26 protein-coding genes are annotated in these 26,548 nt (G+C 69.2%); 24 read left to right on the forward strand and 2 right to left on the reverse strand.

Annotated features, from left to right (window positions below; translation table 11 throughout):
• Positions 1-15: 15 nt before the first annotated feature.
• The 8 genes from OO70_RS03545 (at position 16) to OO70_RS03580 (ending at position 8,661) form a co-directional block, all read left to right on the forward strand.
• Complete coding sequence (locus OO70_RS03545; protein ID WP_043663829.1) at positions 16-870, forward strand: LysR family transcriptional regulator; 855 nt, start codon at positions 16-18, stop codon at positions 868-870.
• A gap of 62 nt (positions 871-932) precedes the next feature.
• Positions 933-2,810, forward strand: a complete 1,878-nt coding sequence (locus OO70_RS03550) for a tannase/feruloyl esterase family alpha/beta hydrolase (protein WP_234336694.1) — start codon at positions 933-935, stop codon at positions 2,808-2,810.
• Between the two features lie 164 nt (positions 2,811-2,974).
• The gene (locus OO70_RS03555; protein ID WP_043663832.1) at positions 2,975-3,625 is read left to right on the forward strand and encodes a GntR family transcriptional regulator; all 651 of its coding nucleotides are present in this window, start codon (positions 2,975-2,977) and stop codon (positions 3,623-3,625) included.
• 61 nt (positions 3,626-3,686) lie between these two features.
• Positions 3,687-4,436, forward strand: a complete 750-nt coding sequence (locus OO70_RS03560) for a PIG-L deacetylase family protein (RefSeq protein ID WP_043663834.1) — start codon at positions 3,687-3,689, stop codon at positions 4,434-4,436.
• Positions 4,437-4,438: 2 nt separating this feature from the next.
• Complete coding sequence (locus tag OO70_RS03565; protein ID WP_043663836.1) at positions 4,439-5,143, forward strand: 4-carboxy-4-hydroxy-2-oxoadipate aldolase/oxaloacetate decarboxylase; 705 nt, start codon at positions 4,439-4,441, stop codon at positions 5,141-5,143.
• Positions 5,140-6,267: a 4-oxalomesaconate tautomerase gene (locus OO70_RS03570; RefSeq protein WP_043663838.1), complete on the forward strand. Its 1,128-nt coding sequence runs from the start codon at positions 5,140-5,142 to the stop codon at positions 6,265-6,267. Before OO70_RS03565 ends, OO70_RS03570 begins: the two co-directional genes overlap by 4 nt.
• Positions 6,248-7,198, forward strand: a complete 951-nt coding sequence (locus OO70_RS03575) for a catechol 2,3-dioxygenase (protein ID WP_043663841.1) — start codon at positions 6,248-6,250, stop codon at positions 7,196-7,198. The genes OO70_RS03570 and OO70_RS03575 overlap by 20 nt, the downstream gene beginning before the upstream one ends.
• 125 nt (positions 7,199-7,323) lie before the next feature.
• Positions 7,324-8,661: an MFS transporter gene (locus tag OO70_RS03580; RefSeq protein ID WP_043663844.1), complete on the forward strand. Its 1,338-nt coding sequence runs from the start codon at positions 7,324-7,326 to the stop codon at positions 8,659-8,661.
• A 56-nt stretch (positions 8,662-8,717) separates the two neighbouring features.
• Here the strand turns inward: OO70_RS03580 and OO70_RS03585 are convergent, their stop codons facing one another.
• A complete protein-coding gene (locus tag OO70_RS03585) occupies positions 8,718-9,128 on the reverse strand; it encodes a cupin domain-containing protein (RefSeq protein WP_043663847.1) in 411 nt (136 codons plus the stop codon).
• Positions 9,129-9,361: 233 nt separating this feature from the next.
• Between OO70_RS03585 and OO70_RS03590 the strand changes: the two genes are divergently transcribed.
• From OO70_RS03590 to OO70_RS03645, 12 genes are all read left to right on the forward strand, one after another.
• Positions 9,362-9,934 (forward strand): carboxymuconolactone decarboxylase family protein, encoded by a 573-nt coding sequence (locus OO70_RS03590; protein ID WP_078651235.1) that lies wholly within the window; start codon positions 9,362-9,364, stop codon positions 9,932-9,934.
• Positions 9,931-11,433, forward strand: coding sequence for a sugar ABC transporter ATP-binding protein (locus OO70_RS03595; protein WP_043663854.1), 1,503 nt, complete (start codon positions 9,931-9,933; stop codon positions 11,431-11,433). The genes OO70_RS03590 and OO70_RS03595 overlap by 4 nt, the downstream gene beginning before the upstream one ends.
• The gene (locus tag OO70_RS03600) at positions 11,430-12,443 is read left to right on the forward strand and encodes an ABC transporter permease (RefSeq protein WP_051740606.1); all 1,014 of its coding nucleotides are present in this window, start codon (positions 11,430-11,432) and stop codon (positions 12,441-12,443) included. Before OO70_RS03595 ends, OO70_RS03600 begins: the two co-directional genes overlap by 4 nt.
• A gap of 60 nt (positions 12,444-12,503) precedes the next feature.
• Positions 12,504-13,454, forward strand: coding sequence for a sugar ABC transporter substrate-binding protein (locus tag OO70_RS03605; protein ID WP_043663857.1), 951 nt, complete (start codon positions 12,504-12,506; stop codon positions 13,452-13,454).
• 177 nt (positions 13,455-13,631) lie between these two features.
• Positions 13,632-14,543, forward strand: a complete 912-nt coding sequence (locus OO70_RS03610) for a LysR family transcriptional regulator (RefSeq protein WP_043665285.1) — start codon at positions 13,632-13,634, stop codon at positions 14,541-14,543.
• Positions 14,544-14,641: 98 nt separating this feature from the next.
• A complete protein-coding gene (locus OO70_RS03615; protein WP_043663860.1) occupies positions 14,642-15,562 on the forward strand; it encodes a VOC family protein in 921 nt (306 codons plus the stop codon).
• A gap of 32 nt (positions 15,563-15,594) precedes the next feature.
• Positions 15,595-17,043: an NAD-dependent succinate-semialdehyde dehydrogenase gene (locus OO70_RS03620; RefSeq protein WP_043663863.1), complete on the forward strand. Its 1,449-nt coding sequence runs from the start codon at positions 15,595-15,597 to the stop codon at positions 17,041-17,043.
• A 6-nt stretch (positions 17,044-17,049) separates the two neighbouring features.
• Positions 17,050-17,820 (forward strand): fumarylacetoacetate hydrolase family protein, encoded by a 771-nt coding sequence (locus tag OO70_RS03625; protein WP_043663866.1) that lies wholly within the window; start codon positions 17,050-17,052, stop codon positions 17,818-17,820.
• On the forward strand, positions 17,817-18,188 hold the full coding sequence (locus OO70_RS03630) for a VOC family protein (RefSeq protein ID WP_043663869.1): 372 nt from the start codon (positions 17,817-17,819) through the stop codon (positions 18,186-18,188). The genes OO70_RS03625 and OO70_RS03630 overlap by 4 nt, the downstream gene beginning before the upstream one ends.
• Positions 18,189-18,214: 26 nt before the next feature.
• Positions 18,215-19,000 carry an alpha/beta fold hydrolase gene (locus OO70_RS03635; protein WP_043663872.1) on the forward strand — a complete coding sequence of 262 codons (786 nt, stop codon included), beginning with the start codon at positions 18,215-18,217 and terminating at the stop codon, positions 18,998-19,000.
• Positions 18,997-19,479 carry a GlcG/HbpS family heme-binding protein gene (locus tag OO70_RS03640; protein WP_043663876.1) on the forward strand — a complete coding sequence of 161 codons (483 nt, stop codon included), beginning with the start codon at positions 18,997-18,999 and terminating at the stop codon, positions 19,477-19,479. The genes OO70_RS03635 and OO70_RS03640 overlap by 4 nt, the downstream gene beginning before the upstream one ends.
• A 3-nt stretch (positions 19,480-19,482) precedes the next feature.
• Positions 19,483-20,511 (forward strand): uroporphyrinogen decarboxylase/cobalamine-independent methonine synthase family protein, encoded by a 1,029-nt coding sequence (locus OO70_RS03645; protein ID WP_043663878.1) that lies wholly within the window; start codon positions 19,483-19,485, stop codon positions 20,509-20,511.
• Positions 20,512-20,557: 46 nt separating this feature from the next.
• Here OO70_RS03645 and OO70_RS03650 read toward each other — a convergent pair whose 3' ends face one another.
• Positions 20,558-20,845 (reverse strand): putative quinol monooxygenase, encoded by a 288-nt coding sequence (locus OO70_RS03650; protein WP_043663881.1) that lies wholly within the window; start codon positions 20,843-20,845, stop codon positions 20,558-20,560.
• Between the two features lie 258 nt (positions 20,846-21,103).
• On the opposite strand from OO70_RS03650, the gene OO70_RS03655 reads away from it, so the two are divergent.
• The 4 genes from OO70_RS03655 (at position 21,104) to OO70_RS03670 (ending at position 26,545) form a co-directional block, all read left to right on the forward strand.
• Entirely contained in the window at positions 21,104-22,552 is a 1,449-nt protein-coding gene (locus OO70_RS03655) for an aldehyde dehydrogenase family protein (protein WP_199827245.1), read from the forward strand.
• Positions 22,553-22,584: 32 nt separating this feature from the next.
• Entirely contained in the window at positions 22,585-23,793 is a 1,209-nt protein-coding gene (gene lhgO / locus OO70_RS03660) for an L-2-hydroxyglutarate oxidase (protein WP_043663887.1), read from the forward strand.
• A 168-nt stretch (positions 23,794-23,961) separates the two neighbouring features.
• Positions 23,962-24,822, forward strand: coding sequence for an amidohydrolase family protein (locus OO70_RS03665; protein ID WP_043663890.1), 861 nt, complete (start codon positions 23,962-23,964; stop codon positions 24,820-24,822).
• A gap of 13 nt (positions 24,823-24,835) precedes the next feature.
• Positions 24,836-26,545, forward strand: coding sequence for a thiamine pyrophosphate-dependent enzyme (locus OO70_RS03670; protein ID WP_043663892.1), 1,710 nt, complete (start codon positions 24,836-24,838; stop codon positions 26,543-26,545).
• Positions 26,546-26,548 lie beyond the last annotated feature (3 nt).

A 26,548-nucleotide genomic window follows, 5' to 3' on the forward strand; every position in this document is an offset into this window, starting at 1 on the left:
CTATACGCTTGAGTCATGGATATGGAGCTGAGGCAGTTGCGCTGTCTCGTCGCGATCGTCGACGAGGGCACCTTCACCGACGCAGCCCTCGCGCTCGGCGTCTCCCAGGCGGCCGTCTCCCGTACCCTCGCCTCACTCGAACGCGCCCTGGGCGTAAGGCTGTTGAGACGCACCTCCCGATCGGTGACCCCGACGAGCACCGGGCTGCGGGTGGTCGCGCACGCCCGGCGGGTCCTCGCCGAGGTCGACGAACTGGTCCGTGACGCCACCTCGGGCCACGCCCATCTGCGGATCGGCTACGCCTGGTCGGCGCTCGGCCGGCACACGCTGCCCTTCCAGCGCCGCTGGGGCCGGGCGCACCCGGAGACCGAGCTGCATCTGGTCCGCGTCAACTCGGCCACCGCCGGCCTCGGGGAAGGCGCCTGCGACCTGTCCGTGGTCCGCAGACCGCTCGACGACCGGCGGTTCGAGTCGGCCATCGTCGGGCTGGAGCGACGGCTGTGCGCGATGGCCTCCGACGACCCGCTGGCCCGGCGCCGCTCGGTCCGGCTGGCCGACCTCGCGGGGCGCACCCTCCTCGTCGACCGCCGTACCGGCACCACGACCGCCGACCTGTGGCCGCCCGACTCCCGCCCGGCCACCGAGGACACCCACGACGTGGACGACTGGCTCACCGTGATCGCCACCGGCCGGACCGTCGGCATGACCGCGGAATCGACGGCGAACCAGTACCCACGGCCCGGAGTCGTCTACCGGCCGGTGCGTGACGCCGAGCCCATCGCCGTACGGCTCGCCTGGTGGAAGGACGACCCGCACCCCGCCACCCAGCCCGTGCTGGAACTGCTCACCGCGCTCTACCGCGAGGCCTGACCCGGTCACCCTTGTGGCCCACGGCGGTGGCCTCCGCCAGGGGCCCACTCGACGCTGAGGTCATGAGCCCTGGTCATGCCCACTCGTCGAAGCGGACGAGGATCGCCCTCCTGGTGGCCGTCATCGCCGCGGCCCTCGTCACCGGCCTCGCGCTGCTGCCCGACACGTTCTCGGCGGACGCCGACGCGAGTGTCACCAAGGTGCGCGCAGGCGGTGACGTGGGCAAGAACCTGCCGGTGACCAAGCCGACCATCTCCTGCGCCGACCTGCTCCAGAAGGACTTCGGCACGCTGGACGACGCGGCGACATCCGTAGCCTCGGCGACCGTCGTGGCCAAGGGCGACGCGAACGCGTACGAGTACTGCGACGTCAAGGGCACCGTCGCCCCGCAGATCCAGTTCGAACTGCGGCTGCCGACACAGACGTACCGGCAGCGCTACCTCCAGGAGGGCTGCGGCGGCTACTGCGGCATGGTCGGCGTCAGCGCCCAGCCCGCCGCCTCCACCGGCTGCGTCCCCGTCACCGACGGCTCCTTCGCCCTCGGGCAGGACAACCAGGGGCACGTCTCCACCTCCGGCATGGGTGGCGGCTCCGCCGAGGTCTGGGCGACGAACCCGCAGCTCAAGGTGGACTTCGGCTACCGCTCCGAGCACGCCTTCGCCACCGCCGCCAAGGCGATCACCAAGGCGTTCTACGGCGCTGAGCCGATGTACACCTACTACGACGGCTGCTCGGACGGCGGGCGCGAGACGCTGATGGAGGTGCAGCGCTACCCCGGCGACTTCAGTGCCGCCCTGGTCGGCGCCCCGGCCTTCAACCAGACCGCGCTCAACGCGATGCAGGAGGCCTACCTCTCGACCATCGACTTCCGCGCCGACGGCTCGACGATCCTGCCCGCCTCGAAGCTCGGCATGCTGCACAAGGCCGTCATCGCGAAGTGCGCCGACCCCAAGCTGAACAACGACCTCATCCAGGATCCGGTGACCTGTACCTTCGACCCCGTGAGCCTCAAGTGCCCCGGCAACAAGGACAGTTCGAGCTGCCTCACCACCGAGCAGGCCGACGTCGTACGCAAGGCGTACGCGGGTGTGACCGCCCCGGACGGCACTCATCTCTACACCGGCGGCCAGCCCTACGGCTCCGAGACCGCCTGGGAGGGACTGTTCGTCCCGAAGGCGGGTCAGGGGCAGAGTTCGGTGCAGCTGTACGGGATCGGGCTCGGGTTCCTGCGCTGGGTCGGCAAATGGGAGGCGGACCCGACGCTGAAGCTCGACGCGTCGCTGTTCACCGTGGACACCTTCAAGGCCTATCAGCGGGAGGTCTCCGGGATCTACGACGCGACCGATCCCGACCTCACCAAGTTCCGGCAGGCCGGCGGCAAGCTGATCCAGTGGCACGGGCTGATCGACCCGAACATCCCGCCGACCGGCACGCGCGTGTACCGGCAGGCCATGATCGACACGATGGGGCAGGGCGAGGTCGACGACTTCTACCGCCTGTACTTGTTCCCCGGCGTGAACCACTGCGGCGGCGGTGACGGACCCGACAGCTTCGATCTGCTGAGCAAGCTGATCGACTGGCGGGAGACCGAGAAGACCCCCGGCGCCGTCATCGCCTCCAAGACCAGCGGCGGCAGCCGGCCCGGGGGACCGGCGGGCGGTCAGCTCGGCGGCGGTGACACCAAGGACACCAAGGCCTCCGCGAGCGCGAGCAGCAGCGCGCCCACCGTCGCGTACACGCGGCCCGTCTACCCGTACCCCCAACTCGTCGCCTACGACGGCTCGGGCGACAAGAAGGACGCGGCCAACTACCGTGCCTACACGCCGGACAAGCTGCCCGACGACCACTACAAGTGGGCCGGATCCTTCTCCTCCGGCTACCAGGAGTGGTGCGAGACGAAGGACGGCAAGTCGATGAGTTGCAGTCGCCGCAAGCCGTAGCGGAAGACGGTTCACCGCCCGTCCATGGCCGGTCCGTGGGCGGGCGGAGCCGTGTCTGCGGTAAGTATGGGCGGAAGCATGCCTGCAATACGGCGGACAAAATTGTTGACAATCTTGTTTGGCTAGATTTAGGTTCGACAGGCACTCACTCAGGGAGGGCAACGATGCCGAAAGAAGCCCGTCCGAGCACCGGGGAGCAGGCCAAGCAGCATGCGCTCACGCAGCTGCGGCAGGCGATCCTGCACGGCGACATGGCACCGGCACAGCGGTTGGTGGAGAACGAGCTCGCCGAGCAACTCGATGTGACGCGGGCCAGTATCCGCGCGGCGCTGATCGATCTGGCGGCCGAAGGACTGGTCGAGCGGATCCGCAACCGCGGCTCGCGGGTGCGGGTGGTGACCGTGGAGGAAGCGGTCGCCATCACGGAGTGCCGCATGGTCCTGGAAGGACTGTGCGCGGCCAAGGCGGCCGTCGCGGCCAGCGACGACCAGCTGACCGAACTGGCGGACCTGGGCCGGGCCATGACCAAGGCCGTGGCCGACGGCGAACCGGTCACCTACTCCGAGCTCAACCACGAACTGCACGACAAGGTCCGGGAGTTCTCCGGCCAGCAGACGGCCCTGGCCCTGCTGGAGCGGCTCAATGCCCAACTGGTGCGTCACCGCTTCCAGTTGGCGCTGCGGCCGGGGCGTCCGCAGCAGTCCCTGAGTGAGCATCTGGCGATGATCGAGGCGATCACGGCCAGGGACCCACAGGCGGCCGAGGCGGCCGTCCGCGCCCATCTCACCAGTGTGATCGAGGCGTTGCGCGACTGACGCGCGGCGGATCGGCACACCCGGGGCGGGCGCACACCTGTCCACCAAGGAGATTCGAGTCATGACGCACGGCAACGCGCCCGCCACCCCACGATCGACACTCGTCGTCACGGCGCACGCCGGGGACTTCGTCTGGCGGGCCGGCGGAGCCATCGCTCTGGCCGCCGCCCGCGGCGAGAAGGTCACCATCGCCTGTCTGACCTTCGGCGAGCGCGGCGAGTCCGCCAAGGCCTGGCGCGAGGGCAAGAAGCTGGACGAGATCAAGGCGATACGCCGCGACGAGGCCGAGCGCGCCGCGGCCACCCTCGGCGCCGAGGTCCTCTTCTACGACGCCGGCGACTACCCCCTGGTCGCCACCGCCGAGCTGACCGACAAGCTCGTCGAGGTCTACCGCGCCACCCAGCCGGACGTCGTGCTCACCCACCCCACCGAGGACCCGTACAACGGCGACCACCCGGCCGCCAACCGGATGGCGCTGGAGGCCCGCGTCCTGGCCCAGGCCATCGGCTACCCCGGCGAGGGCGAGATCATCGGCGCCCCGCCCGTCTTCTACTTCGAGCCGCACCAGCCCGAGATGAGCGGCTTCAAGCCCGAGGTCCTCCTCGACATCACCGAGGTGTGGGACACCAAGCGCAAGGCGATGGAGTGCCTCGGCGCCCAGCAGCACCTGTGGGACTACTACACCGACCTGGCCGTCCGCCGCGGTGTCCAGCTCAAGCGCAACGCCGGCCCGAACCTGGGCCTGGCCCACAAGACGATGGCCGAGGCGTACATGCGCCCGTACCCGCAGATCGCGAAGGAGCTGGCATAACCATGGGCGGCGTGATCGTCACCAACCCCCCGAAGGCCGAGGCCAAGGACGTCGAGGCACTGGCCGGCTTCGGCGTGGCCACCGTCAGCGAGGCCATGGGCCGCACCGGTCTGCTCGGTCCCTCAATCCGCCCTGTGCAGCAGGGAGTTCGGGTCGCGGGCACCGCTGTCACCGTGCTCAGCTGGCCCGGCGACAACCTCATGATCCACGCGGCCGTGGAGCAGTGCGGCGAGGGCGACATCCTCGTCGTCACCACCACCTCGCCGTGCACCGACGGCCTGTTCGGCGAGCTCTTCGCCACCGCGCTGCAGAAGCGCGGGGTGCGCGGAGTCGTCCTCAACACGGGCATCCGCGACACCCAGGAACTGCGCGACATGGGCTTCGCCGCCTGGTCCCGCGCCGTCTCCTCCCAGGGCACCGTCAAGGCCACCGGCGGCTCGGTCAATGTGCCCATCGCCATCGACGGCCAAGTCGTCCGCCCCGGTGACGTGATCGTCGCCGACGACGACGGCGTCGTGGTCGTACCGCGCGAGAAGGCCCGCGAGACCGCCGAGAAGTCGGAGGCCCGCGAGGCCAAGGAGGCGGCCACCCGCGCAGCCTTCTTCGAAGGCCAACTCGGCCTGGACCGCTACGGGTTGCGCGACACCCTCAAGCAACTCGGCGTCGAGTACCAGTCGTACGAGGAGTACACCGGAGCCGGGTCGTGACCGGGCCCGCGGAGGTGCGCTGCATGCTGATGCGCGGCGGCACCTCCAAGGGCGCCTACTTCCTGGCCGAGGACCTCCCCGCCGACCCGGCCGAGCGGGACGACCTGCTGCTGCGGGTCATGGGCAGCCCCGACCCGCGCCAGATCGACGGCCTCGGCGGCGCCCACCCGCTCACCAGCAAGGTCGGCGTGGTCTCCGCCTCGGCCGACCCCGAGGCCGACGTCGACTATCTGTTCCTGCAAGTCGCGGTCGACCGACCTGAGGTGACGGATCGTCAGAACTGCGGCAACATCCTCGCCGGAATAGGCCCGTTCGCCGTGGAGCGAGGGCTCGTGGCCCCCGCCGACGACGAGACCTCCGTCCGCATCCGGATGCTCAACACCGGGGAGCTGGCGATCGCGAGCTTCCCGACACCGGGCGGCCGGGTCGACTACACAGGCTTCGCGGAGATCTCCGGCGTGCCCGGCACCGCGGCACCGGTGGTGATCGAATTCCCGCAGGGCAGCAGTCCGTTGCTGCCGACGGGCCGTATCCGTGACGTCGTCGCCGGCACCGAGGTGACGTGCGTCGACAACGGCATGCCGGTCGTCCTGATCCCGGCCGCCGCGCTCGACATCACGGGGTACGAGAGTCCCAAGGATCTCGAAGAGAACCTCACTCTCGCCGACCGCCTCCGGGAGATCCGCCTGGAGGCCGGCAAGCTGATGGGCCTCGGCGACGTCGAGGGCACCACCGTGCCCAAGCTCACCCTGCTGGCACGGTCCAGGGACGGCGGCGCCGTCATGACCCGCACCTTCATCCCCGTGCGCTGCCACGCCTCGATCGGCGTCCTCGGCGCCGCGAGCGTGGCGGCCGGACTGCTCCTGCCCGGCGGGGTGGGGGAGGGCATCGCGGAGCTTCCGTCCCAAAGTGACCGAATTCGCATCGAGCATCCCAGCGGATTCCTAGACATCGAAACTAGCGTGGACGCCGGATCCGAAGACTCCGCTCCGGTGGTCCGCAGAACCGCGGTCGTACGCACCGCGCGAAAGATCTTCGACGGCACGGTCTTCCCCCGACCCGCCGCCTCAACTCCCGCACCCGCACGACCCCTTGGAGGCAACGATGGCTCCGCCGCTCGGTGACATCGCCCATATCGGCCACGCCCAGCTCTTCACCCCGGACCTGGACGCCAGTGTCGCCTTCTTCACCGACTACCTGGGCCTCACCGTCAACGGCCAGGACGGCGACACCGTCCACCTCCGGACCTACGACGACTACGAGCACCACAGCCTGGTCCTCACCGCCCGCGAACAGCCCGGCCTCGGCCGGCTCGCCCTGCGCACCTCCAGCGAGGAGGCCCTCCAACGCCGTATCAAGGCGATCGAGCAGGCGGGCGGCACCGGCAAGTGGGTCGAGGACGAACCCGGCCTCGGCAAGCTCTACGTCACCACCGACCCGGACGGCCACGAGCACGCCCTGTACTGGGAGAGCGAGCACTATGTGGCCCCCGACGAGCTGAAGCCGGCCCTGAAGAACCAGCCGCAGGCCAAGCCGAACCGGGGCGTCGGCGTACGGCGCCTGGACCACATCAACTTCCTCGCGGCCGACGTGCTCGCCAGCGCCGAGTTCCAGGAGCAGGTGCTGGGCGCCCGGCCCACCGAGCAGATCCGGCTCAACATCGGCCGGATCGCGGCGCGTTGGCTGACGTACACCAACAAGTCGTACGACGTCGTCTACACCGAGGACTGGACCGGTTCGACCGGGCGGCTGCACCACATCGCCTTCGCGACCGACACCCGTGAGGACATCCTGCGCGCGGCCGATCTCGCCATCGACACAGGCGTGTTCATCGAGACGGGGCCGCACAAGCACGCCATCCAGCAGACGTTCTTCCTCTACGTCTACGAACCCGGCGGCAACCGCATCGAGTTGTGCAACCCGCTCACCCGGCTCGTCCTGGCGCCCGACTGGCCGCTGATCACCTGGACCGAGGAGGAGCGGAAGAAGGGGCAGGCCTGGGGCCTGAAGACCATCGAGTCCTTCCACACGCACGGGACTCCGCCGGTCGGCTGAGCAGCGCGCAGGAGTCACCGGAGTCACCCTCACGCGATTGTCGATGAGATTGTTGACAAAAACGTTGACTATCCGGGGGGTGACTCCTTAGCGTCTGGCGCACCAAGCACGAGAGGTAACCAACGATGTCTTCCTCCCCCTCCCCGTCCCCCGCTCTGTCCGCCCGTATGAGCCGGCTGGCCCTCCTGGTCATCGGTCTGTGCTGGCTGGCCGTGCTCTTCGACGGCCTCGACATGTTCATCTACGGCTCGGTGCTGCCGCACCTGCTGGAGACGAAGACCTTCGGTCTCACCGCGGACCAGGCGGGCGACCTCGGCAGCTACGCCACCTTCGGCATGCTGGTGGGCGCCCTGACCGCGGGCACGGTCGCGGACCGGATCGGCCGTAAGCAGCTGATGATCGCCTGTGTGACGCTGTTCTCGCTGGCCTCCGGGATCTGCGCGGTCTCCGGCAGCGTCGAGGTCTTCGGCCTCGGCCGCACCCTCGCCGGCGTCGGCCTCGGCGGGCTGCTGCCCACCGCGATCAGCATGGTCTCCGACTACGCCCCGCGCGGCCGGACCGCCCTCACCATCGGCATGCTGATGACCGCCCACCACGCCGGCGGCATCCTCTCCGCCTACGTGGCCAAGTGGCTGGTGGACCCGGTCGGCTGGCGCGCCGCCTTCTGGGTCTGTGTCCTCCCGCTGCTCTTCGTCCCGGTGCTGCTGAAGTTCCTGCCCGAGTCGCTGAGCTTCCTGGTCGCCAAGGGCCGCACCGACGAAGCCCACGCCCTCGCCGAGCGCTTCGAGGTCGAACTCCCCACCGCCACCGGCAAGAAGACCGCGGCCGACCGCTGGGACGCCCTGCGCAACCTCTTCAGCGACGGCCAGTGGATCCAGACCCTGCTGTACTGGTTCGCCTCCTTCGGCGGCCTGCTGCTCGTCTACGGCGTCGCCACCTGGCTGCCCACCCTGATGCGCTCCGAGGGCTACGCACTCGCCGACGCCCTCACCTTCGTCGTCGTCTTCAACCTCGGCGGCATCGTGGGCATGCTCGCCGCCGGCCGTGCCGCCGACCGCTTCGGTGCCCCGCGCATCTCGTCGATCTGGTTCGCGCTCACCGCCGTGGGCGTCTTCCTGCTCGGTGTCCACATGGACCAGGCGGTGACGATGCTGGTCGTCTTCCTCACCGGCGTCTTCCTCAACAGCGCCCAGACGATGATCTACGCGACGGTCTCCATCCGCTCCACCCCGGACAACCGCGCCACCGCGGTCGGCTGGACCTCCGGCATGGGCCGCTTCGGCGCCGTGTTCGGCCCGTGGCTCGGCGGCCAGCTGCTCGCCTCCGGCAACGGCGACTGGGGCTTCACGTCCTTCGCGATCGCCGGTCTGTCGTCCATGGTGTTCATCGGGATCGCCGCCCTGCGCAGCTCGAAGCAGGCCGAACGGACCGGCGCGGAGCAGGAGTTGGTCTCCGCCCACTGACGTGACACACGGAGGCGCCCGCGTCGAAAGACGCGGGCGCCTCCGTGTGCGGCGGGTCAGTCCTTGCCCATCTGGTCCTCCGCCGACAGGTGTTCCACCGTCTTGCCCGTCTCCGTGAAGGTCCGGGTCACGTACCCCGACGAGTACACCCACAGGATGCGCAGCGGGGTGTCGCCGATGTTCCGGAACAGGTGGGGGATCGGTGAGGGGACGTACGTGGTGTCGTACTGCTCCAGCTTCGTCACCTCGCCGTCGACCCACACCTCCGCCTCGCCCTCGAGGATCGTCACGTGCTCGTCGCAGTTGTGCGAGTGCAACGGCGCCCCGGAGCCCACCGGATACACGCTCATGCCGCTGGTGATCCGGTTCTCCCCGCCCGCCGACGGTGTTGTGACGAGGGGTGTTGTGACGACGGCACCGCCCCGGTCGAGCAGGGGCACGGACGCGACCTTGATGATCGTGGTCATCCGGAGTTCCTTTCCACTTACACGCTTCGGCGTCGAACGACGGTAGGCCTCGCGCGGGGGAATGGGTGCCCTCTGGCGTGCAGCTTTACCTTGCATTTCCGGAGGGGTGAGGTTGCCGGACCCGGCTGTAGCGTCGGCTCGCATCGCACGGCTCCACGATCCGTGCACGTAACGCGCCGGAAAGAAAAGGCAGGTATCGGCCCATGAGGCTCCCCGTTCTCACCGAAGAGGAAATGGACCCGCGCCAGCAGGAACTGGCCGCCCGCATCGCCGGCCGGCGCGGCGGAGTCCGCGGCCCGTTCCGGGTCTGGCTGCACAGCCCGGAGATGTGCGAACGGGCCGAATCCCTCGGCGCGTTCGCCCGCTTCGACAGCAGCCTCCCCAAGCACCTGAGCGAACTCACCCTGCTGATGGCCGCCCGCAACTGGGACGCGCAGTACTCCTGGAACGCCCATGTGCACCAGGCGATCGAGGCCGGCATCCCGGAGGCCGTGGTCAAGGCGATCGCCGAGAAGCGCGAGGCCGTCTTCGACAACGAAGTGGACCAGGTTTTCTACCAGTTCTGCCGCGAGATCCTCGACGACCACTTCGTCACCGACGCCACCTTCGCCGCCGCACTGGAGCACTTCGGTTCCAAGGGCCTCGTCGACACCATCGGCGCGCTCGGCAACTTCACCATGCTCGGCATGTGCCTGAACACGTTCCAGGTGGACCTCCAGGCCGACAAGGAACCCCCGTTCCCCGATATCCGCGGCTACGGCCGCATCGCCCCGGACGGCTCCGACGGCACCGAGCCACGCCCGTGACAACCCCGGGGGGAGACGCGGTACTTCGCGTCCGGGACGTCACCAAGAGCTTCGGTGGGGCAGCCGCGCTGAAGGGCGTGGACCTCGACCTGTACCCCGGCGAGGTCCACGCACTGATGGGCATGAACGGCGCCGGCAAGTCGACGCTGGTACAGGTCCTTTCGGGGGTTCATCAGTCCGACGCCGGTACCGTCGAGGTCAACGGCCGGGCACAGCACGGACTTACGGTGCGCAAGGCCCGCCGGCTCGGCATCGCCTCGGTGCCGCAGCGCCGCGAACTGGCGATGGGGCTCACCGTCGCCGAGAACGTGATGCTGGGCGACCTGCCGACCCGCGCCGGTACCGTTCGCTGGAAGGCCGTCAACTCCCAGGCGCGTCAGGCACTTGAAGCCCTCGGCATCGACATCGACGTGACGCGGACCGCGGCCTCGCTCACCGTCGCCGAACAGACCATGGTCGAGGTGGCCCGCGAGGTCCGGCGCGGCGGCCGCATCCTGATCCTCGACGAGCCGACCGCCTGTCTGAGCGCCGAAGCGGCCCACCAGATACGGGAGTTGGTACGCACCCTGCGCGACGAGGGCGTGGCCGTCGTCTACATCTCGCACTACATCGACGAGGTACTGGCCGTCGCCGACCGCGTCACCGTCCTGCGCGACGGGGCCGTCGTACGCAGTGCGCCCGCCGCCGAGTTCGACGCCGCTGGTCTCGTACGGAGCATGGTGGGCAGGGATGTTGTGTCCCAGCGTTCCCAACGGCCCGCCCCCAAGGACGAGATCGGGCTCACCGTACGCGGCCTCACCGACGGCCGGGCCGTACGGGACTTCACCGTCGACGTGCGCAAGGGCGAGATCGTCGCCGTCCTCGGCCCGGCCGGGGACGCCCAGTCACGCCTCTTCGACCTGCTCTCCGGGCGCCGCCGCCCCGACACCGGCCGGCTCGCCGTGGACGGAACTCCGGTGGCCTTCGGCCGAGTTCACGCCTCCCTGGCCAGCGGTCTGCGCTGCGTCACCGGCGACCGCCGGGCCCTCGGCCTGGTCCCGGAACTGTCCCTGGACGAGAACCTGATGCTGGCCGGCGACCGCTTCGCCCGCCGGCGCACGTACCGACGCACCGAACTCGCCCGCCGCGCAGCCCCGTTGCGCCGCAGCTACGGCGTGGTCGCCCTCGCCGGCAACCCGCCCGTGGGCGCGCTGTCCGGCGGCAACCAGCAGAAGGTGCTGCTCGCCAAGTGGCTCCAGACCGAGCCGGTCGCCTGCTTCCTGGAGGACCCCACCAACGGGGTCGACATCGCCGCCATGGCCGACATCCACGCCCTCGTCGACGACCTCGCCTCGCGCGGTGTCGCCGTACTGCTCGCCTCCTCGTCCGCCGAGGAGGTCATGCGCCTCGCCGACCGGGTCGTCGTCGTCAGCGCCGGCCGGACCGTCGCCGAGCACGACATCGACGCCCTCACCCACGACGAACTCGTCGCCACCGCTCTCGGAGGTCAACCGCAGTGAGCGTCAAGACACTTGCCGATGCTTCCGGCGTCGACGACCCTCCCGAGCAGACCCGTCCCAGGTTCTCTTTGACCACGCTGCGCGGCGCCCCGCACACCGGGCTCATCGCCGTCCTGATCGTCGTGGTCGTCGCCACCTCGCTGCGGACCGATTCGTTCGCCACCGACACGAACGTCATCAACATCCTGCGCCAGGTCAGCGTCCTCGCCGTGATCGCCGCAGGGCTCACGCTGCTGATGACCGCGGGAGGCATGGACTTCTCCATGGGCAGCAACGTCGCCGTGACCACCGCGGTCGGGGCGCAGCTGCTGGCCCACGGCCACTCCACCGCGTTCACCGTCGTCGTCTCCTTGGTGCTGGCCACGCTGATCGGACTGGTCAACGGGGTGGTCGTGACGTTCACGAACGTCGCCCCGTTCGTCGCGACCCTGGCGACCGCCACCCTCCTGGACGGTGTCGCCCTGCTCGTGCTCGACAGCGTCAGCGTGTCCATCGGCACCAAGATGTTCGCCTTCGGCAACAACAAGATCCTCGGGGTGCCGTACCTGCTGGTCGTGGCGATCCTCGTGCTGGTGGCGACCGCCCTGGTCATGCGGTTCACCGTGTTCGGCCGCGACGCCTTCGCCATCGGCGGCAACGAGCACGTCGCCCGCCTCAGCGGCATCAACGTCACCGCCCGCAAGCTCTCCCTGTACGCCCTCACCGGCGCCCTGTCGGGCCTCGCCGGCCTGATGCTGCTGTCCCGGCTCAGCGGCAGCAGCCCCGGCACCGGCGGACTCTCCCTCCAGCTCCAGGCCGTCGCCGCGGTCGTCATCGGCGGCACCGCACTGGCCGGCGGCTACGGGACCGTCGTAGGCACCGCGCTCGGGGTGGTGCTTCTCGGAGTCGTCGCCAACGCGCTGAACCTGCTCCAGGTCTCCAGCAACTACCAGTCGGTCTCCGTCGGTGGAGTGCTGCTCATCGCGGCCATCGCCAACGAGATGCACAAGGCACGTTCCGCACGTCATTGACCGGCCCTGCCCACTCCCTCCTTGAGCCCTGCTCACTCCACCTTCGAATGGCGGTTCACCATGAGAATTTCGGTCCGTTCCCGCAGAACCGTGCTCGCCGCGTTCGCCGGCAGCAGTCTCGTACTGAGCGGCTGCGGCAGCGGTGACGACAGCGGGAGTTCCGGCGATGTCACCCTCGGATTCGTCAACGGGGGTGACACCGAGTTCCACAGCTGTCTCCAGAAAGCGGTCGAGCAGACGGCGAAGACGGAGAACGCCAAGATCTTCACCGCCAACTCGCACCAGAATTCCACCACCGAGCTGTCCAACATCGAGGACATGACCTCGCGCAGTGTGAGCGCGCTGATCGTGCAGACGGTCAATGTGGACGCGCTGAAGGGCGACATCGCCAAGGCGAAGGCCGCGAACATACCGATCTATCTGACGTCCGTGGCCACCAGCGACGTGAACGACATTCTCGGCGCGGCCGTGGTCGACCTGGGGAAGCTCGGTGCCCTGGACGCGGGCTGGATCGCGCAGGACGCGGGCGGCAAGAGCGTCCAGGTCGGCGTGATCGCGGGGGCGCCCGGTGCCGCCTCCGACCTGATGGTGGGCGGCTTCACGAAGGCGCTGCCGAGCACCGCCAAGGTGGTCGCGAACCAGCCGGGCATGTTCAATCCGGTGAAGGCGCAGGACGTGGCCGAGAACATGATCCAGGCCCACCCCGACCTGCAGTACGCGTTCGTCGCCTCCGAGGACATGGCGCTGGCCGCCCGCAAGGCGTTCGACGCGGCCGGCAAGAAGGACGTGAAGATCGTGACCGCCAACGGCACGGACGAGGGCCTGGCCGCCGTCAAGGACGGCCGGCTCTCCGCCACCGTCGCGAACTCGGCCATGTCGATCGGGCAGACCGCGGTCAAGAACGCCGTCGGACTCCTGGCCAAGAAGAAGGTTGACAAGATTGCCAACATTCCTCTTTTGTTGGTCACCAAGGACAACCTGAGCAAGGCACCCCAGTACTGCCCCAAGTAGCACAGCCGCGCGGGCAGCGTGCCTGCCCCCGACTGTCCTGAGCCGCCCGTCCGGCGCGTCGCGCGAATGTCCTGATAGAGCCGCTATGGGGACATTCCGGATCCGACCGGATCCCTAGGAATGACCGGCACCGCCGCCGGGGCCCACCCCTGGCACACGTGGGCCTCCGGAGGAATCATGGATCGACTGCTCCTCATGCACAGCTTCGTCACCGTCGCACAGACCGGGAGCTTCAGCGGCGCGGCGAAGAAGCTGGGCTCGTCCGGCTCGCTGGTGTCGCGCCACGTCGCCGAGCTGGAGCGACAGGTCGGCGTCCGCCTCGTCAACCGCACCGCCCGCTCGGTGAGCCTCACCGAACCGGGGCTGAAGTACGCCGAGTTCGCGGCCCGCATCCTCGACGAGATCGAGGCCGAGGACGCCGTCATCTCGCACCTCCACGACCGCGCCGAGGGCTCGCTCAGCATCATCTGCCCCAAGTGGATAGGCAGCCTGGACCTCGGAGACGCGATCGCCGCCTTCTCCGCCGCCCACCCCAAGATCCACGTCCGCTTCGAACTGGGCGGCATGTCCGACCGTACGTACGACTTCCTGGACAGCGGCTTCGATGTCGCCTTTCACACGAGGGACCTGCGGGACTCCAGCGTCCGGCTGAAGAAGATCGCCTCGCTGCCCTTCGTGCTGTGCGCCTCCGAGAAGTACCTGGAGCGCGGCGGCCCCCTCACCGAACCGAACGGCCTCGCCCACCACGACTGCCTCGTCCACGTCAACGACCCGGTCTGGCGCATCGGCCACGGCCACGCCTCCACCCTGCACAAGATCCGCAACGTGGCGTTCTCCTCCAACTCCTACCTCGCCCTCCAGAAGGCCGCCGTCCACGGCCGCGGCATCGCCCTGCTCCCGCAGCGCCCCGCCTACGACGACCTGCTCTCCGGCGCCCTCAAGGTCCTGCTCCCCGAACTCGCCGTACCCGACCGCCCGCTCTTCGCGATCTACGGCCCCGGCCAGGCCACTCCCCGCAAGGTCAGCGTGTTCCTGGACTTCCTCTCCGAGTGGTTCTCACAGAATCCCATTCCGGCCATCCGCGCGTAGCTGCAAGAAACGATTGCGAATTCAGACGAGCCCGGACCATTGAGGCCTTCACGCCCTGAAATCTAGGCTCGCCGGGCGACCCGCGAAACGAGGCATCCATGGGAATCCAGAGAATCGAATCAGTCACCTATGGCATCGACGACGTAGACGAATGTGTCCGTTTCTTCGAGGACTTCGGGCTGTTCCTGCTGGAGCGGACCGACGAGCACGCGGTCTTCGAGACCTTGACCGGACAGACGCTTCACCTGGACACCGTCCCCGGTTCGCTGCTGCCGCCGCCCTTGGAGGCCGGCCCCACCATCCGCGAGATCGTCTGGGGCGTCGACACCACCGAGGAACTGGCAAGGCTCGTCACCGCGGCCGGCCGTGACCGCAAGGTCCACGAGAGCGCCGACGGTGTCTTCCACACCGTCGACGAGAGCGGCTTCGGCGTCGGACTCACCCTGGCCCGCCCCAAGGACGCCGACGTCACCCCCCGCCCCGCCAACGCGCTGGGCAGCGTCGACCGTTGGAACACCCCGCTGGAACCGCTCACCCGGGCCTTCCCGCTGCGCATGTGCCATGTCGCGCTGAACATCGTCAAGGACGGGCGCGAGGAGGCCGTCGCGTTCTACACGGATCGGCTCGGCTTCCGGCCCACCGACGTCGTCGAACCGATGGGCGTATTCATGCAGGCACCGGGCGACGACGACCAGCACACCATGCTGCTGTGCCACCGCCCCGACCGCGCCGGCGTCAACCACATCGCCTACGAGGTCCCCGGCTTCGACGACGTCATCGAGGGCGGCAACTACATGATCGAGCGCGGCTGGCGGGAGGCCCGCAAGCTCGGCCGCCACACGGTCGGTTCGAACGTCTTCCGGTTCGTCCACGCCCCGTGCGGGGGCCGTGTCGAGTACGCGGCGGACATGGACCGCGTCGACGACACGTACGAGACCCGCGTCCACGAGACCACCCCGCCCCACCACATCTGGGCCCTTCGCTCCAACCGCGACCAGCAGGACGCCCCCGCCAACTGACTCTCCACCCCAGCCTGAGAGGGCACCCACTCATGACCTCCGACCACGGCTACCCCGCCGTCCGCATGTACATCGCGGGCGAGTGGTGCCAGGGCGGCACCGGACGGACCGCCCCGATCGTGAACCCGGCCACCGAGAAGGTGATCGGCGAAGTACCCCTCGCGACCACCGCCGACCTCGACCGAGCCCTGGACGCGGCCACCGAGGGCTTCCGCACTTGGCGCGCCACCCCCATAGCCAAGCGGTCCGCGATCCTGCACGCCGCCGCCGACCTGATCACCGAGCGCGCCCCCGAGATCGGCCGGATCATGGCCCAGGAACAGGGCAAGCCCCTCCGCGAGGGCACCACCGAGGCCCTGCGCACCGCCGACACCCTGCGCTGGCACATCGAGGACGCCCGCCGCGCCTACGGCCGGATCATCCCGTCCGCACCCGGCACCGTCCTCACCGTCCGCCGCGAACCTGTGGGCCCCGTGGCCGCGTTCGTGCCGTGGAACTTCCCCGTCGGCGGCCCCAACCGCAAGCTCTCCTCCGCCCTGTCCGCCGGATGCTCCATCGTCATCAAGGCGTCCGAGGAGACCCCGGGTACGGCCGCCGCGTTGGTCGCCTGCTACGCCGACGCCGGACTCCCGGCCGGTGTCCTCAACCTCGTCTTCGGCGAACCGGCCGAAGTCTCCGCCCACTTGATCCCCTCGCCGCAGATCCGCCTGGTCGCCTTCACCGGCTCGGTCCCGGTCGGCAAGCTCCTCGCGGCCCAGGCCGGTGAGGTCATGAAGCCCACCCTGATGGAACTCGGCGGCCACGCCCCGGTCATCGTGTGCGCCGACGCCGACCCGCTGAAGTCCGCCCGCAAGGCGGCACAGGCGAAGTTCTTCAACGCCGGCCAGGTGTGCACCTCGCCGAGCCGCTTCTTCGTCCACGAGAGCATCGTCGACGAATTCACCGCCGAGTTCGTGAAGGCCGCTCAGCAAGTCACCGTGGGAGACGGCCTCGACGCCGACACCACCATGGGCCCACTGGCCAACGAGCGCCGACTGCAGGCCGTGGAGAACCTGGTATCAGATGCCGTAGAGCGAGGTGCCAAGGTGCTCACCGGCGGTCAACGCCTGGAGCGCGACGGCTACTTCTACGCCCCGACTGTCCTCACCGACGTACCGGCGGACGCGCAGCTGATGCACGAGGAGCCCTTCGGCCCGCTCGCGCCGATCGTCCCGTTCACCGACCTGGACGAGACCCTGGCGCTCGCCAATGCCCTGCCCTACGGCCTAGCCGCCTACGGATTCACCGAGTCGGCCGCCACCGCCGAGAAACTCTCGGACGCGCTGGAGGCCGGCATCCTCTCCATCAACCACTGCGGTGGCTCCGTCGCCGAGGCCCCCTCCGGTGGCGTGAAGGAGAGCGGCTACGGCAGGGAGGGCGGCCCCGAGGCCCTCGACGCCTACCTCATCACCAAGCGCGTCTCCCACCTGCTGGCGGGCTGAACCGCCATGAGGTACACGCGTGTTGCGGTCGGCGGCCGAGCGGTCTGGGGCCGCGTGGGGGAGGAGGACATCGAGCTGCTGTCGGAGTCCCCTTTGGAAGGCGATCCGTCTGTCATCGGCTCGGTGTCGATCGCCGACGCCCAGTGGCTGCCTGTCGTCGTCCCGCCCGTGTTCTACGCGGTCGGCATGAACTACCCGCGCCACATCGCGCACGCCGGCGCGGAGACCCCGGACCGACCCGAGGTCGGCTACCGCGCCAACAACGCGCTCACCGGCCACCGTTCACCCATCGTCAAGCCGGTCGAGGTCGAGGGCCGCTTCGAGGCCGAGCCGGAACTCGTCGCCGTCATCGGCCGCACCCTGCGTCACGCGACCTACGACGAAGCACGTAAGTCGGTCTTCGGCTGGACCATCGGCAACGACGTCAGCGCCCGCACTTGGCAGCACCAGGACCGTTCCTTCTGGCGCAGCAAGAACAGCGACACGTTCAAGCCGATGGGGCCGTGGATAGAGACGGACGTCGATGCCCTCGCGCAAACCACAACTCTCCGTGTGAACGGGGAAGTTCGCGCCTCGTTCGCCACCGGCGACATGGTCTTCGACCCGTTCGACCACATCGTCGAGCTCACCAAGCACATCACCATGCACGCGGGGGACGTGCTGTGGATGGGCGCCGAGTCCACCTGCCAACTCGAACCCGGGGACACCGTGGACATCGAGATCAGCGGCATCGGCGTCCTGTCCAACCCCGTACACAGCGAAGGGAATCCGTCATGAGCAGCGCACCCCGCTACATCCACCACGTCAACTTCCCCACCACCGACCCCGACCGGACCGCCGAGTGGTACACGAAGGTCTTCGGGATGAAGCGGATCATGCCCAAGTCCAACTCCCGTGTGGTGCTGATGACCCGCGGCAACTTCGACCTCCACTTCACGCCGGTCGAGGAGATGGAGCGCATGGCGCCCTATCACTTCGCCGTCGAGGTCGACGACTGGGACGAGTTCCTCGCCCACATCACGGACCTGGGCATCCGCCACACCCGGCCGATCGAACGGCCCGAGAACCAGTCGAAGTTCTGCTACATCCACGACCCCGACCACACCATGATCGAGCTCGTCTTCCATGGTCGCCGCCCCAACTGATCCCCCGCGTACAGGAGTTCACCCCCATGCCCCTCGCCGACTCCGACGGCACCTCCATCTACTACGAGCGCCACGGCAGTGGTCCGGCGATCCTGTTCGTGCACGGCAGCGGCGGTCACCACGCCGCCTGGTGGCAGCAAGTGGCCGCACTGCGCGAGGAGTTCACGGTCGTCACCGTGGACCTGCGCGGCTTCGGCAAGTCCGACTCGTCCATGCCCGAGTTCGACGGGCAGGACTTCCCTGGCGACGTCGTCGCCGTACTTGACCAAGAAGACCTGACCGACGCCATGCTCGTCGGCCAGTCCATCGGCTCGGTCGCCGCCCTGCGCGCCGGACTGCTGCGGCCTGAGCGGGTCGGCTCCGTCGTGCTCGGTCACTCGCTGGGCGGCATCAGCCACCCCGAGCTGAAGGAACTGGCCGCCGCCGACCGGGCCGAAGCCGTCAAACTGCCGGTCATCGACCGCCTGTTGACGAAGCGGTTCCAGGAGGAGCGGGCCGACCTCACCTTCCTGTTCCAGCAGATGGGCACGTTCAACGTCGCCAAGATGCAGGATCTGCGGAACCTCGACACCAACGGCCCCTCCCTGGACGACATTCGGGCCTCGGGCGTCAAGGTCGCCTTCCTCGCGGGCGAGAAGGACGCGGTGCTCAGCGTGAAGACCGTGACCCGCGCCCACGAACTGCTGCCCGGCTCGCACCTGGAGATCGTCCCGGACGCCCCGCACTCCATGTACTGGGAGACGCCCGCCGCGTACAACGCCGCCGTCGCCCACCTGCGCCGCACCCTCACCGCACCGAAGGAAGCAGCATGAGCAGCCTCACCCTGGACGCCGCCGAGGAGATCATCGACGCCGCCCACAAACGCGCCCAGGCCATCGGGAAGGCGGTGAGCGTCGCCGTCGTGGACGCCGGCGGCTTCCCCATCGCCATCCGCCGCCCGGACGGCGCCCGCCCGCTCACCCCGGACATCGCCCGCGCCAAGGCGTACACGGCGGCCATCATGCAGCGGCCCGGCAAGATGCTGAAGAAGTGGCAGGAGAGCCAGCCCGTCTTCTTCTCCCAGCTCTCCCAACTCCCCGGCGCCGCCATGCCGATCATGGCCACCGAGGGCAGCCTCACCATCAAGAAGGACGGCGAGATCATCGGCGGCCTCGGCATCGCGGGCGGCACCGCGGACGAGGACCAGCAGATCGCCGAGGAGGTTCTCGCCTCCCTCGGCTACGAACTGGAGTTCGCCGCCTGGGGAGTTGCGGGAAAGCCCGCACCGTCCTCGCCCGGAAAGGACGCATGAGCCATGGCGGATACGTTCAACTACCGCATCGACCACCAGGGCAGCCTGGTCCGCCCCGCTGAACTCACCGCGGCACGCGCGGCCGGCGACCCCGAGGCGCTGAAGGAGGCGGAACTCCAGGCCGTCAGGGACGCGGTCGTCTTCCAGCGCAAGCTGCGCTCCACCGTCGTCACCGACGGCGACTTCCCCCGAGAAGACTTCCGCAGCGCGGTGTTTGACGGAGTATCAGGTTTCCGGCGGACGGACGAGACCGACACCGACGGCCTGGTCCGCTGGGTCGCGGAGTCCCTCCCGAAGGCCAACGGCCCGCTGCTCGCGGACTGGGCGGCACGCCTCACCGAGCTGACGGTGATCGCCCCGAAGGCCTCGCTGCCCTCGCCTGCGTACCTCGCGGCCACCACCTTCCAACCGGGCCTGGGCCCCTCCTCCGCACGGGAGTTGGGGGAGGCCCTCGCGGAGATCGTCCTCGCCGAGATAGAGCTGCTGGTCTCCAAGGGCGTCCGCCTGATCCAGCTCAACAACCCACTCCTGCTCCGCCAGTTGGGCACCGACCCGGCCGACTCCGGCGCGCTCTCCTTCGCGGACGCCCTAGCCGTCGACGCCCTGGCGGTACGCCTGGACGAGCGCCCCGAGGGCGTACGGATCGGCGTGGCCCCCGGCCCGATCGCCCCGGCCGCGGTGGACCTGTCCCGTGCCGAGCAGCTCTACGGCGCGATCGGCGCCGACCGCTGGATCCTCCCCTTCGACCAGGGCACCCCGGCCGAACTTGCCCTGGTCAAGGCCTTGCCGGAGGACCGGGACTTCTGCCTGGGTGTCGTCGACGCGACCGTGCCCGCGCTGGAGGGCATCGACACGGTGATGGCGAGGCTCGACGCGGTGGGCGAGTTCAAGGACCTGGAGGACGGGGCCGTAGCGCCGTCCCGGGGCTTCGCCGACGTGGCGAGCCGGCCGTTGCTGACCACCGAGGAACAGCGCCGGAAGATCGAGCTGGTGGAGACGGTGGCACGGTACGTGTGGGGCAACGAGTTCTGACGCACGAGCCGGGAAGCGCGTCCCAGCGCTTCCCGGCAGGGGTGTCTCAGAGCACCTCGGCGAAGGTCACCTTGCGGTCGGTCAGCAGCGGCCAAATCGCCTGCACGATCAGCTCGTCGAAGTGCTCGGCCGCCTTGTGCGCGTCGAAACCGGCCCGGTCGGCGTACTGCTCGTACAGCACGAAACTGCCCGGTGCGTCCGCCTCGGCGTGCACCTCGTACGCCAGGTTCCCCGGCTCGGCACGGGTGTGCTCGCGCACCTTCAGCAACGCGGCGCGCACCGTGGCCTCGTCGGCGGGCTCGCAGAAGTAGTGGGCGATGACTGCGTAGGCCATGTCGTGTCTCTCCTCAACGGATCTTCGATCGAATCCTCAGTGGATTCTCGGCTCCCGGCGGGCCGGCGCATGCCGTCCGGCCTGCCGATTCCAGCACGGATCAACCCTCCGCCGACCTGCGCGCGGCGCAAGCAATGCCTGCCTCTGCGGGACTGGTGGCACCGCCCCCACATGGTGTGTTGTCGCATCCGGCCCACTGTGGCCGCTGACTGTGCAGACCGCGGACCCGCACCGCGGCGGACGAAGGAAGTGATCTTCATGCGAAGCCTGGAAACCCTCTCCGGTGGAGAGTGGGTGGCGACCGGCGAGTGGATCGAGGTACAGAACCCCGCCGACGTCCGCACCCCCCTCGCGCGCATCCCCGCCCTCGCCGCCAAGGACGTCACCCGCGCCTACGACCACGCCGAGCGCGGCTTCGCCGTATGGAAGCGCACCAGCCCCTTCGAACGAGCCCGCGTCTTCACCGAGGCGGCCCGACTGATCCGCGACCGTGTCGACGAGATCGCCGCCGACGTCACCGCCGAGAACGGCAAGACCGGCGCCGAGGCCCGCGGCGAGACCCTCAAGGCCGCCGACTTCCTCGACTACTACGCGGGCCTGGCCCGCCAGGGCTACGGCACCCTCCTGCACGACGCCCGCCCGCACACCCGCGTGCACACCCAGCGCGAACCGATCGGCGTGATCCTCGTGATCAGCCCCTGGAACGACCCGCTGATCACCCCGGCCCGCAAGCTCGCCCCGCTGCTGGCCACCGGCAACGCGGCCGTGTTCAAGCCGGCCACCGAGACACCGTTGTCGGGCCTGCACTTCGCCCGCGCCCTGCACGACGCCGGCCTCCCCGCCGGTGTCCTCAACGTGGTGACGGGCCGCACCGCCGAGATCGAGGAGGCGCTCCTCGACGACCCGCGCATCGTCGGCATCACCTTCACCGGCTCCAACGAGGTCGGCAACCGCATCCGCCGCCGCCTCGCCGACCGCAACGTCCGCTTCCAGGGCGAACTCGGCGGCAAGAACGCCTCCGTCGTGCTCAAGGACGCCGACCTGCCGTTCGCCGCGAAGACCGTCGTAGCCGCCTCCTTCGGACAGGCCGGCCAGCGCTGCACCGCCACCAGCCGTGTCGTCGTAGAACAGCCGGTGTACGAAGAGTTCACCCGCCTCCTGGTCGCCGAGGTCGAGGCGCTGAAGGTCGGCCCGGGCAGTGACCCGACGACCACCCTGTGCCCGTTGTCCAGCCCGAAGCAGCGCGACAGCGTGCTCGCCCACATCGAAGGGGCCGTCGAGCAAGGCGCCACCGTCCTCACCGGCGGCCGGGCGGACACCGAGGGCGACCACGCGCACGGCTGCTTCGTCCAGCCGACCGTGCTCGCCGGCATCACGCCCGAGACGTCGATCTGGCGCGAGGAGGTCTTCGGCCCGGTGCTCGCGATCCGCGCCGTAGAAGACTTTACGCAGGCCGTCGAGGCCGTCAACGACTCCGACTTCGGGCTCGCCGCCGCCGTCTTCACCCGCGACCTCGCCTCCGCGCTCCGCTTCGCGGACGAGGCCGAGTGCGGGCAGATCGCGGTCAACGCGACCACTCCCGGCTGGGACGTCCACCTGCCCTTCGGCGGATTCCACGACTCCGGCACCGGTTACAAGGAGCAGGGCGACGAAGTCCTGCGCTTCTCCACCCGGGTCAAGACCGTCGCCATCCACATCGGCGCCTGAGCAAGCCGTAGGACAGAGAGAGGAGGATGCCGATGGCTGACGAGACGATCGGCATCGTCGGCGCCGGCATCGTGGGCCTGGCCACCGCCCGCGAGATCGCCCTGCGCCGCCCCGGCACCCGGGTCGTGGTCCTGGAGAAGGAACACGAGGTCGCCGTCCACCAGACCGGCCACAACTCCGGCGTCGTGCACGCCGGCATCTACTACGCGCCGGGCAGCCTCAAGGCCGACCTGTGCGTCCGGGGCGTATCGATCCTGCGCGAGTACTGCCAGGACCGCGGGCTGCCGTACGACGAGATCGGCAAGCTCGTAGTGGCCGTACGCCAGGACGAGTTGGGCCGGATGGAGAACCTCTACGAGCGGGCCAGGAACAACCACGTGCCCGAACTCCGCAAGATCTCCCAGGAGGAGATCAAGGAGCTGGAGCCCCACGCGGGAGGCATCGCGGCCCTGCACTCCCCGCGCACCGCGATCACCGACTACCCGGCGATCGCCCGCGAGTTCGCCAAGGACATCGAGGCGTCCGGGGGAGAGGTTCGGCTCGGTTTCCCGGTCACGTCCATCACCACCGTGCCGGGCGCCATCGAGGTCGCGTCGGGACAGGAACGCGTCCGCGTCGACCGGCTGATCCTCTGTGCGGGCCTGCACTCGGACGCCGTGGCGAAGCTCGCGCAGGACAAGAGGGAACCGAAGATCATCCCGTTCCGGGGCGAGTACATGCTCCTCAGACCCGAGCGCACGCACCTGGTGCGCGGGCTCATCTACCCGGTGCCGGACCCCCGTTACCCCTTCCTCGGCGTGCACTTCACCCCGCGTGTCGACGGCAGTGTCGAGGTCGGCCCGAACGCCGTCCTGGCCCTCGCCAGGGAGGGGTACAAGCTCAGCCGCTTCTCACTGAAGGACCTCGCCGGACTCGCCGCGTACCCCGGGTCCTGGCGGATGGCCGCCCAGCACTGGCGGACAGGCATCAAGGAGTACCGCGGCTCGCTCTCCGCGACGGCCTTCATGAAGGACGCGAAGCTCTACGTCCCCGGAGTCGGCGTCTCCGACGTCGTACGCGGCGGAGCGGGCGTCCGGGCGCAGGCGCTGGACCCCGACGGCACGCTCGTGGACGACTTCCGCATCCATCAGGTGGGCCGGATCACAGCCGTCCGCAACGCGCCCTCGCCGGCCGCCACGGCCTCCATGGCGATCGCCGAGCACATCGTCGGCGCGGTGTTCGACACTCCGTCCGCACACTGAGAATGCCCTGCGTACAGCGGTGTTTCGCGCAACTACTGCTTGCACTCCCAGGGCTCCGCAAGGCCTCGCGACCCGCCTAGCGTTCCTTCCGTCAACACCGCCTCACGATCCGCTTCCCACGACCTTTCAAAGACCTTCGATGGACCTTCGAGAGAAAGAGCTCAGGACATGTTCGTTGTCGACACGCAGATCCACATCTGGAAGGAAGAGACCCCGGACCGCCCCTGGGTCCCGGGCGCGCGGGAGCGCATCCGCCTCAACGGACACCGCGAGGACCCCTTCTCCTACGAGGAGGCCCTGGAGCTGATGGACGAGGCCGGCGTGAACCGGGCCCTGATCCTGCCGCCGTCCTGGGAGGGCGACCGTATCGACTACGCCCTGGAGGCCTGCGAGGCGTACCCGGACCGTTTCGGGATCATGGCGCGTATCCCGCAGAACAAGCCCGAAGAGGGCAAGGCGATGCTGGCCGACTTCGCGCAGAACCCGCATGTGAAGGGCACGCGCCTGACCTTCCACCGGCCGCAGGACCGCAACTGGATGATCGACGGCACCAACGACTGGTACTGGCCGATCGCCGAGGAACTGCGCGTCCCGACGATGGTCCACGCGCCCATCTGGAAGCGGGAGTTGGGCGAGATCGCCGCCAAGCACCCCGAGCTGAAGATCATCATCGACCACATGGGCATCATGGCCCGCTGCGTCGACGACGCGATCGGCTACTGGGTCTCGGAGACCGCCGACCTCGCCGCCCACCCGAACATCTACGTGAAGCTCTCGGCGCTCCCGGGCTACTCCACGCAGCCGTTCCCGAACAACAACATCCAGAAGTACGTCCGCGAGATGGTCGACAAGATGGGCCCGCAGCGCTGCTTCTACGGCACCGACATCACCCGGCTGCTCGGGCACGGCATCACGTACACCGACACGATCGAGCAGTTCACCAAGCACTGGGACTTCACGCCCGAGGAGCTTGAATGGATCATGGGCCGCGGTATCTCCGAGGTCCTGAACTGGCCGATCGAGGGCTGAGGAAACACGAGAGATGACCGACACCACCAACTCCCCGGGCGCCGACGGCGGCGATGCTCTCGTTACCGCCTTCAACGCCGTCGGCGCCGACTACATCTTCTGCTCCTCGGGCTCCGAGTGGGCCCCGGTCTGGGAGTCCCTGGCCCGCCGGCACCGCGACGGACTGCCCTGCCCGCAGTACCTGGACCTGACCCACGAGACCGTCGCCGTCGGCATGGCCACCGGCTACGGCCTCATCAAGCGCCGGCCGCAGGGCGTTCTCCTGCATGCGGCGCCCGGTCTGCTCCAGGGCTCGATGGCCGTGCACGGGGCGCTGCTCGCGGGCGTCCCGATGGTGGTCAGCTCCTCGGAGTCCACCACGTACGGCGACGGCCCCGGCCAGGACCCGGGCGGCCAGTGGTATCGCAACCTCTCCATCGTCGGCGGCCCGCACCAGATCGCACAGCCCTTCACCAAGTGGTCCAACGAGGCCGCCAGCGTCCACACCCTTCCTACGATGGTGACGCGCGCGGCGGAACTGGCGTGGCGGGCCCCGGCGGGACCGGCGTACCTCAACGTCCCCCTGGAGATCCTGCTTGAGGAGTGGGACGGGCGAGAGGCCAAGCCGATCGTGGCCCCGGGCTCCACGCACAGCTCGCCCGAAGAGGTGGACCCGGTAGCCCAGTTGATCCGGGAGGCGTCCAACCCCGTCATCGTCACGGAGACGGCGGGCCGTGAGGCGGGCGGCTTCGAGGCCCTCGTCGCCTTCGCCGAGGCGTGGAACATCCCGGTCGTCGAGCCCGACTCGGCGGTCTGCGGCAACTTCCCGCGCACCCACCCGCTGCACGCCGGCAGTGACATCGGCCCGTGGATGGACGAGGCGGACCTGATCCTCCTCGTCAACTGCCGCGCACCCTTCTACCCGCCGTCGCGCCGCCCCTGCAAGGCGACCGTCGTCGTCATCGACGAGGTGCCGCAGCGCCCGCACGTCGTCTACCAAGTCCTGTTCGCCGACAAGTACTTGGAAGGGAACGTCACCAACACGCTGCGGCAGCTGGCCAAGCGGGCGAAGGATCTCGACGAGACGACTGTGGCGGAGCGCAGGGCCGCACAGGAGGCTCGCTTCGCGGCCGAGCAGACGGCGATCACCCAGGCCGAGACGAAGGCCGAAGGCGCCGAGGGCATCGACCCGGTTCTCGTCGCCGCCACGCTGCGCAAGCTGCTCGACGGCAGGGACGCGATCGTCGTCGACGAGACCATCACCCACAGCCGCGTCGTCAAGCGCCACGTCCAAACGGCCGACCCCGACTCGTACTTCTACGTCCAGGGCGGCCTCGGCCAGGGCATCGCGGTCGCCCTCGGCGTCAAACTCGCCGCGAGGGAACGCCCGGTGGTGCTCACCATCGGGGACGGCGCGTTCACCTACAACCCGGTCATCCAGTCGTACGACGCCTCGAATGCCTACGAACTCCCTTTGCTGATCGTGGTGTTCAACAACCGCGTCTACAAGTCGATGAACCTCAACCACCGCAGGTTCTACCCCGAGGGCGCCGCCGCCGACACGGGGGAGTGGCTCGGCACCGATCTGCGCCGGCTGCCCCGACTCGCCGCGTTCGCCGAGCCGTTCGGGATGCACACCGAGACGGTCGACGCACCCGAGGCTCTCGCGCCCGCGCTGGAGCGTGCGCTCAAGGCCGTGGCGGAGGGCACCACCGCCGTCGTCGACGTACTCGTCACCCGCTGAACC

Origin of the sequence: Streptomyces xylophagus (assembly GCF_000716435.1) — a bacterium.
GTDB lineage: Bacteria > Actinomycetota > Actinomycetes > Streptomycetales > Streptomycetaceae > Streptomyces > Streptomyces xylophagus.

Coding starts and splice junctions, on each gene's coding strand:
- OO70_RS03640 (WP_043663876.1), top strand. CDS start 18,997: ATGAGCAGCCTCACCCTGGACGCCGCCGAGGAGATCATCGACGCCGCC.
- OO70_RS03555 (WP_043663832.1), top strand. CDS start 2,975: ATGCCGAAAGAAGCCCGTCCGAGCACCGGGGAGCAGGCCAAGCAGCAT.
- OO70_RS03630 (WP_043663869.1), top strand. CDS start 17,817: ATGAGCAGCGCACCCCGCTACATCCACCACGTCAACTTCCCCACCACC.
- OO70_RS03655 (WP_199827245.1), top strand. CDS start 21,104: ATGCGAAGCCTGGAAACCCTCTCCGGTGGAGAGTGGGTGGCGACCGGC.
- OO70_RS03580 (WP_043663844.1), top strand. CDS start 7,324: ATGTCTTCCTCCCCCTCCCCGTCCCCCGCTCTGTCCGCCCGTATGAGC.
- OO70_RS03670 (WP_043663892.1), top strand. CDS start 24,836: ATGACCGACACCACCAACTCCCCGGGCGCCGACGGCGGCGATGCTCTC.
- OO70_RS03585 (WP_043663847.1), bottom strand. CDS start 9,128: ATGACCACGATCATCAAGGTCGCGTCCGTGCCCCTGCTCGACCGGGGC.
- OO70_RS03550 (WP_234336694.1), top strand. CDS start 933: ATGAGCCCTGGTCATGCCCACTCGTCGAAGCGGACGAGGATCGCCCTC.
- OO70_RS03645 (WP_043663878.1), top strand. CDS start 19,483: ATGGCGGATACGTTCAACTACCGCATCGACCACCAGGGCAGCCTGGTC.
- OO70_RS03605 (WP_043663857.1), top strand. CDS start 12,504: ATGAGAATTTCGGTCCGTTCCCGCAGAACCGTGCTCGCCGCGTTCGCC.
- OO70_RS03575 (WP_043663841.1), top strand. CDS start 6,248: ATGGCTCCGCCGCTCGGTGACATCGCCCATATCGGCCACGCCCAGCTC.
- OO70_RS03615 (WP_043663860.1), top strand. CDS start 14,642: ATGGGAATCCAGAGAATCGAATCAGTCACCTATGGCATCGACGACGTA.
- lhgO (WP_043663887.1), top strand. CDS start 22,585: ATGGCTGACGAGACGATCGGCATCGTCGGCGCCGGCATCGTGGGCCTG.
- OO70_RS03635 (WP_043663872.1), top strand. CDS start 18,215: ATGCCCCTCGCCGACTCCGACGGCACCTCCATCTACTACGAGCGCCAC.
- OO70_RS03625 (WP_043663866.1), top strand. CDS start 17,050: ATGAGGTACACGCGTGTTGCGGTCGGCGGCCGAGCGGTCTGGGGCCGC.
- OO70_RS03610 (WP_043665285.1), top strand. CDS start 13,632: ATGGATCGACTGCTCCTCATGCACAGCTTCGTCACCGTCGCACAGACC.
- OO70_RS03560 (WP_043663834.1), top strand. CDS start 3,687: ATGACGCACGGCAACGCGCCCGCCACCCCACGATCGACACTCGTCGTC.
- OO70_RS03565 (WP_043663836.1), top strand. CDS start 4,439: ATGGGCGGCGTGATCGTCACCAACCCCCCGAAGGCCGAGGCCAAGGAC.
- OO70_RS03590 (WP_078651235.1), top strand. CDS start 9,362: ATGGACCCGCGCCAGCAGGAACTGGCCGCCCGCATCGCCGGCCGGCGC.
- OO70_RS03545 (WP_043663829.1), top strand. CDS start 16: ATGGATATGGAGCTGAGGCAGTTGCGCTGTCTCGTCGCGATCGTCGAC.
- OO70_RS03665 (WP_043663890.1), top strand. CDS start 23,962: ATGTTCGTTGTCGACACGCAGATCCACATCTGGAAGGAAGAGACCCCG.
- OO70_RS03650 (WP_043663881.1), bottom strand. CDS start 20,845: ATGGCCTACGCAGTCATCGCCCACTACTTCTGCGAGCCCGCCGACGAG.
- OO70_RS03620 (WP_043663863.1), top strand. CDS start 15,595: ATGACCTCCGACCACGGCTACCCCGCCGTCCGCATGTACATCGCGGGC.